The 6566-nt window shown below is 59.2% G+C and carries 7 protein-coding genes; 5 read left to right on the forward strand and 2 right to left on the reverse strand.

Annotation, left to right across the window (positions count from 1 at the left end; genetic code table 11):
- Nucleotides 1–186 precede the first annotated feature (186 nt).
- The gene (locus Q1V60_RS13160) at nucleotides 187–333 is read right to left on the reverse strand and encodes a hypothetical protein (protein ID WP_300630980.1); all 147 of its coding nucleotides are present in this window, start codon (nucleotides 331–333) and stop codon (nucleotides 187–189) included.
- 197 nt (nucleotides 334–530) lie between these two features.
- Here Q1V60_RS13160 and Q1V60_RS13165 point away from each other — a divergent pair, with 197 nt between their 5' ends.
- Both Q1V60_RS13165 and Q1V60_RS13170 read left to right on the forward strand, forming a co-directional pair.
- A complete protein-coding gene (locus tag Q1V60_RS13165) occupies nucleotides 531–1838 on the forward strand; it encodes an MFS transporter (protein ID WP_300630982.1) in 1308 nt (435 codons plus the stop codon).
- Nucleotides 1835–2593, forward strand: a complete 759-nt coding sequence (locus tag Q1V60_RS13170; RefSeq protein WP_300630984.1) for a substrate-binding domain-containing protein — start codon at nucleotides 1835–1837, stop codon at nucleotides 2591–2593. Before Q1V60_RS13165 ends, Q1V60_RS13170 begins: the two co-directional genes overlap by 4 nt.
- Here the strand turns inward: Q1V60_RS13170 and Q1V60_RS13175 are convergent.
- Nucleotides 2585–3487, reverse strand: a complete 903-nt coding sequence (locus Q1V60_RS13175; RefSeq protein WP_065886461.1) for a LysR family transcriptional regulator — start codon at nucleotides 3485–3487, stop codon at nucleotides 2585–2587. The genes Q1V60_RS13170 and Q1V60_RS13175 overlap by 9 nt on opposite strands.
- A 212-nt stretch (nucleotides 3488–3699) precedes the next feature.
- Between Q1V60_RS13175 and Q1V60_RS13180 the strand changes: the two genes are divergently transcribed.
- The 3 genes from Q1V60_RS13180 to Q1V60_RS13190 all read left to right on the forward strand — a co-directional run.
- Entirely contained in the window at nucleotides 3700–4542 is an 843-nt protein-coding gene (locus tag Q1V60_RS13180) for a DUF6216 family protein (RefSeq protein WP_300630989.1), read from the forward strand.
- A gap of 189 nt (nucleotides 4543–4731) precedes the next feature.
- The gene (locus Q1V60_RS13185; protein ID WP_300630991.1) at nucleotides 4732–5958 is read left to right on the forward strand and encodes an MFS transporter; all 1227 of its coding nucleotides are present in this window, start codon (nucleotides 4732–4734) and stop codon (nucleotides 5956–5958) included.
- 253 nt (nucleotides 5959–6211) lie between these two features.
- A partial coding sequence (locus tag Q1V60_RS13190; RefSeq protein ID WP_300630993.1) for a hypothetical protein occupies nucleotides 6212–6566 on the forward strand: 355 nt, incomplete at its 3' end.

Genomic DNA, 6566 nt, shown 5'->3' on the forward strand with positions numbered 1-6566 from the left:
ACCGGTCCCTGTGGCGAGGGAGCTTGCTCCCGCTGGACTGCGTAGCAGTCCCATTTTTGGGGCCGCTTCGCGCCCCAACGGGAGCAAGCTCCCTCGCCACAGGTCGCAGGTTTTTCTGCTTTAGCGCTTAACTGACCGGCACTAGGGCTTGCCCACTCCCACAGTTGAATCGCATGGGGCCTGAAATCAAGGTTTCAAAGGAAATTCCTGATCCCGCTCGGAAAGCTCCGTGCCGTCGTCCGGATGCTTCCAGGTTTGCGGTTTTTCTTCCTCGTGCCGTTGCCGAGCTTGCTCGTTCTGCGGCTCGTTATGCTGTTTGGGTTCATTGCCCATAGCCACCTCCCCTGCGTAAGAATTGGACACATCTGCAAGGATAGAACAAGGCGAGACTTTACGCTGGCGCCTTGATTGATAGCCAACACGCATCAATCCATCCAAATTTGTCACTTATCATTTCTAAATGTGTCAGCCACTATCCCAAGTCTTAAGCGAAACAAGCACTTTAAAAAGAACGCTGGAGACACAAAACCATGACTAGCCCTTCCCGGCCTGCGGCTGCCCCTTCGAAAGTAGGCGCCGTACTGCGCGTTACTTCGGGCAACTTCCTCGAACAGTTCGACTTCTTTCTGTTCGGCTTCTACGCCACCTACATTGCTGCCGCCTTCTTCCCCGCCGCCAATGAATTTGCATCATTAATGATGACCTTTGCCGTATTCGGTGCAGGCTTCCTGATGCGGCCCTTGGGCGCGATCATTCTGGGTGCCTATATCGATGATGTGGGTCGCCGCAAAGGTTTGATCGTGACCCTGGCGATCATGGCCAGCGGCACGCTGCTGATTGTGCTGGTGCCCGGTTATCACACCATTGGCCTGTGGGCACCGCTGCTGGTGCTGCTGGGTCGTCTGTTGCAGGGCTTCTCGGCCGGTGCGGAATTGGGCGGTGTGTCGGTGTACCTGTCCGAGATGGCCACCCCGGGCCGCAAGGGCTTCTATACCAGCTGGCAGTCGGGCAGCCAGCAGATCTCCATCGTGGTCGCCGCCGCGTTGGGCTACGGCTTGAACGTATGGATGGAGCCGGCCGTGGTGGCCGATTGGGGCTGGCGCATTCCGTTCGCCGTCGGTTGCGTGATCATTCCGTTTATCTTTGTGCTGCGGCGTAACCTGCAGGAAACCGAAGAGTTCGCCAAGCGCAAGCACCGCCCGACCATGCGTGAAGTGATGGCGACCCTGGTGAAAAACTGGACCGTAGTGATTGGCGGCATGCTGATGGTGGCCATGACCACCACCGCGTTCTACCTGATCACCGTGTACGCACCGACCTTCGGCAAGACCGTGCTGCAACTGAGCACGTCCGACGCGCTGCTGGTGACATTGCTGGTCGCGGTGTCGAACTTTGTCTGGTTGCCCATCGGCGGCATCCTGAGCGACCGCTTTGGCCGCAAGCCGGTGCTGATCGCCATGACCGTGCTGACCGTTCTCACCGCTTATCCAGCGTTGTCCTACGTGGTCAACGCGCCAAGCTTTGCGCACATGCTGGAAACCCTGCTGTGGTTCTCCTTCCTTTACGGCCTGTACAACGGCGCCATGATCCCGGCGCTGACTGAAATCATGCCGGTAGAAGTGCGCGTTGCGGGCTTCTCCCTCGCCTACAGCCTGGCGACCGCAGTTTTCGGTGGCTTCACGCCGGCGATCTCCACCTGGTTCATTCACATAACCGGAGACAAGGCGTCGCCAGCCTACTGGATGATGTTCGCGGCGCTGTGTGCACTGTGTTCTACCCTGGCGCTGTATCGCCGCGCCAATACCCGTGGCCAGGTCATGCAGGGGGCCGTGCAATGAAGCCGCTCTTCAAAACGCTCACCGCCTTGGTTCTTGGCGCCCTGGCGCTGTCTGCCCAGGCTGAAGAACTCAAGGTGATGACTTCCGGCGGCTTCACCGCCGCCTACAAATTGCTCGGCCCGCAATACGCCAAGCACAGCGGTGACACCCTCGACACTATCCTCGGCCCGTCCATGGGCAAGGCGCCGGAAGCGATTCCCAACCGCCTGGCCCGCGGCGAACACGCCGATGTAGTGATCATGGTCGGCTACGCCCTGGATGAGCTGATCAAGCAAGGCAAGGTCGACCCCGCTTCCCGCGTGGAACTGGCGGATTCGCGGATTGGGCTGGTGGTGAAAGAAGGTGCGGTCAAACCTCAGATCGACACCGATGATGAACTCAAGGCCGTGCTGAGCAAGGCCAAGTCGGTGGCGTATTCGGACAGCGCCAGCGGTGTGTATGTCGAGAAGGAGCTGTTCAAAAAACTCGGCATGCCGGCCAAGGGCACCATGATCGAACGCGCGCCGGTGGGCGAACAGGTGGCCAAGGGTGACTACGAAGTGGGCTTGCAGCAGGTGTCGGAATTGTTGCCGGTCAAGGGCGTGACTTTTGTCGGCAAGATCCCGGAAAACGTGCAGTCCGTGACGCGTTTTGCGGCGGGCATTCCGGTAAACGCCGAACACAAGGACGAGGCCAAGGCGCTGCTGCAATTCATGGCGTCGCCCGAAGCTCAACCGGTGGTGCAATCCACCGGCCTGGACTCGGTGTCACGCTGACCGAAACGGCATCTCTCGCACCAACCGCTCCAACTCCAGCGCCGCCGGCGGCAATGTCCGCCCGCGGCGCTTGATCAAGCCCACATTGCGCATCACCTGCGGCTCCACCAGCGGCACACTCACCAGAATCGGGTGCTCACACGCCGGCATCGCAATCGACGGCACCATCGCCACGCCCAACCCCGCCTCCACCAACCCGATCATCGTGGTCACGTGGTGGGTTTCGCAGATACTCGGCTTTTTCACGCGCACACCGCGCAGGGCCTGGTCCAGCAGGAAGCGGTTGCCCGAGGTTTTGTCCACCGTGATGTAGTCATGCTCGTAGGCTTCGGTCCACGTCACACTCTCACGCGCCGCCAGCGGATGGTCACGACGACAGGCCAGCACATAGCGCTCCTGCAACAACAACTCGAACTCCACTTCATCGGCCAGGCTGCCGCTGAAGCTCACGCCAAAATCCGCCTCGCCACTTTCCACCGCATTGCACACTTCACCAGCACTGGCATCCAGCACACGCAGGCGAATCTTCGGATACAGCTTGTGGAATTCGGAGATGACGTGGGGCATGAAGTAATACGCGGTGGACGGCACACAGGCGATGGTGACATTGCCCATGCGCGTGGACGCGACATTGCTGATGCCCATCAGCGCGATGTCGAGGTCGTCGAGCATGCGCTCCACCTGAGGCAGGAATGCACGGCCGACCATGGTCAGGCTGACCCGCCGCGTGGTGCGTTCGAACAGCTTCACGTCGAGGGCGGATTCAAGCTTTTCGATGCGCCGGCTCAAAGCCGGTTGCGAGATTCGGATGGCCTCGGCGGCGCCACGAAAACTGCCTTTGTCTACCACGGCGCGAAAGGCTTGGAGGTCGTTGAGGTCGAAGTTGATGATCACGGGAGGGAAGCCAGAGTGGTCGATATGAGGGGCATTATCGTACGAGCGGTGGCCGGAAGCTATGAATGAGCCATATCGGAAATACGCCAACTGCACACGTGTTCAATTCCCAGTGATGAGTCAGCTGCTTCCTGTTTTTTGTGAAGCAAAGACGTCTGTACGTCGGGTTAACTAGAATCGCGCATTCGACTCAATGACTTAAGGAGCCAGGCATGGCAGACCCTATCGTTAAAAGCACACCGCTGACGTGGTACGTTGAAAACATTGCGGCATTCGGCAGCATTGTCACCGCCATTGCCATTGTGTGGTTGCTGATTTTTATCTATCGGCGCTCTGGCTCGCTGCTGTTCCTGCGTGACTGGGTATGGCGCTTTTTCGGCGGCCAACCGCACTTTGAAACCGAGCGGTTCGAACGGATGCGCAAGGACCTGCGCGAGCTTGAGTATTTCCGCTACGAGTTCAACGTCCCGGCCACCACCCTGCGCGAAGCCGACCTGGCGGAAGCCTGGATGTACGAAAATGGCTTCCCTCCTCGTGATTTCGGGCGCGTGAAGCACTACATCGATTGGAGCAACTTCGCCGCGTTGAGCTTCATTACCCGCAGATTCTCACGCTGGCGCACCAACGCGCTGTTTATCCTGGCCTTGATCTTGTTGATCGGGGTAGCCGTTGCACTGCCCCTGAGCGAGTCCAGATTTTTAATGGTGTCCTTGAAGAATGCCCCGGACGCGCCGTCATTCTATCTGTCGCAGGATGGCGTCAAATTCGGGCTGTGGGCGGACAAGCGCCTCACCGTGGAGCAATGCCGCTCTTCCGAATCGCTGCGCAGCTATGTGCTTCCCGGTTTGCCCGAGGAGAAGCTCGACATCATTTGCTCGTTCTTCCTCGACAAGACCTACAGCCAATATGTGCGTGAGGGTTTGAGTGAACATCGCGCGTTACTGTTCTGGTTCGTTTTGTTGTCGATGGGTGCAATGATCGGCATTGTGCTGGTGATCGCCAGAATGGAAGTCGCCGGCAGGCTTCACCAGCGATGGCTGGCAAACCAACCTTGAGCGTGCAAATCGCCGAAAACCAATGGCATTTCTCTGATTGAACAAGCGGGCTGCTCGTTACATCGATAGCACTGATGATTACTATCGAAACGAGCGCCTGCCCGATCGCCGACACTGATTCCTATAATCCCCTCCAAATTCTCTCCCTCGCCTGGCTTCAGGCGAAACGCCTCCCGGAAACCCAATCTCATGCCAAGCGCGAGCCAGGCCCCTAGCGGCCTTCCCGAACATAATCAACAGAGCGTCAAACAGCAGTGGCTGGCGATTCTCTCGGTCGCCGTGGGCGCTTTTGCCCTGGTGACCAGCGAGTTTCTGCCGGTGGGCGTGCTCAACGACGTCGCCGGCGACCTGGGCATCAGCGCCGGCCACGCCGGCCTGATGGTGACCCTGCCCGGCATCATGGCCGCACTCGCCGCGCCGTTTCTGTCGGTCAGCATCGGCGCCATGGACCGTCGCTATCTGCTGATCGGCCTGACACTGGTGATGATCATCGCCAACTCGGTAGTGGCCTTCGCCAACGACTTCAGCCTGCTGCTGTTCGGGCGCGTATTGCTCGGCATCAGCATTGGTGGCTTCTGGGCAACGGCCATTGCCCTCAGCGGACGGCTGGCGCCCAAGGGCGTGGGCGTTGCGAAAGCCACATCGATCATCATGATGGGCGTGACCCTGGCCACCGTATTGGGCGTGCCGGTAGGCACCTGGCTCAGCGGCCTGATGGGCTGGCGCATGACCTTCCTGGTCACCGCACTGGTGGGCATTCCGGTGCTGCTGGCGCAGGTCTTCCTGCTGCCCCGCCTCACCCCGGAAAAAGCCATTCAGATCCGCGACCTGCCGGCCTTGTTTATCAACCCACAAGCCCGGGTCGGGTTGATCGCCGTGCTGCTGATCGGCCTGGCACATTTTGCCGCCTACACCTATGTCGCGCCCTTTTTCAAAAACAGTTCAGGCTTTGACGGCCCGACGATTGGCTCACTGCTACTGCTGTATGGCGTGGCTGGCGTGATCGGCAATATCTTCGCCGGCTTTGCCGCCAACCGCAGCGTACGCAACACCCTGCTGCTGGTCGCGCTGATGATCGGCACCAGCACCGCGCTGTTCCCCTACTTCGCCACCGGCATGACCGGCGCAGCGATGCTGATCGCCCTCTGGGGCTTCGCCTTCGGCGCCTTCCCGGCGTGCGCCAGCATCTGGATGTTTGTCGTGGCGCCCAAGGATGTAGAGCGTGGCATGCCACTGTTTGTGGCGCTGTTTCAGGTGATCATTGCCCTGGGCTCGTTCTTTGGTGGGCAAATTGTCGACCAGCTGGGCAGCTCGGTGTTGCTGAGCCTGGCGACCGTATTGGTAGGGCTTGGGTTTGCGACGGTGCTGGTGCTGGGGCGCAAGGTCAGTAATACCCTGGTGGCACAGCCTGCCTGACCGAACCGCATGCGCAAAAAAGCCTGCTGAACTCACCGTTCAACAGGCTTTTTTCGTTTCAGAGGCAGGCAGTCAATTGGCCGCAGGGAAATCACGCTCGAGCACAGCGTCCACCAGGGCTTGCGCGTTCTCGATCAATTGAGCCAAGGCCATGATCACGGGCGACTGCGTGCCGCGTGGATCTTCGGCGCATTGGTAGGCGGTTTGAAGGGCGGAGGAGAGGATTTCGGTGGCGTTTGTTAGGGCACAAAATGTGATTTCTGAACAAGCACTGCAGACACTCCGTGCGGTCCAGGATGACAGCCTATCCTGGTTGGCAAATATCCCCCTAACTACACTTGCCCGACTCATCTCAAATAACGAGCATCGCTGGCTGCGAGAGGAACTGAACAAATACACAAGCCAACTGGCGTCCGCAGGCCCCATTGATACGAATGACATGATCAAAGAAGTCAGCCACGGCCTCGCTTCGCTCGTACAGCGACAACGCAAGAGCCTTAAAGATATTGAGGCAAAGTATGCACCGAAGAAAGCGGCGGTCGTTGCAGGCGGCATTGTGGGTGCAGGCCTTGTTGCGTCGGCGGTCATGCTGCCCTTCCTATCCCCAT

It is taken from the genome of Pseudomonas sp., assembly GCF_030147005.1.
Classification (GTDB): domain Bacteria; phylum Pseudomonadota; class Gammaproteobacteria; order Pseudomonadales; family Pseudomonadaceae; genus Aquipseudomonas.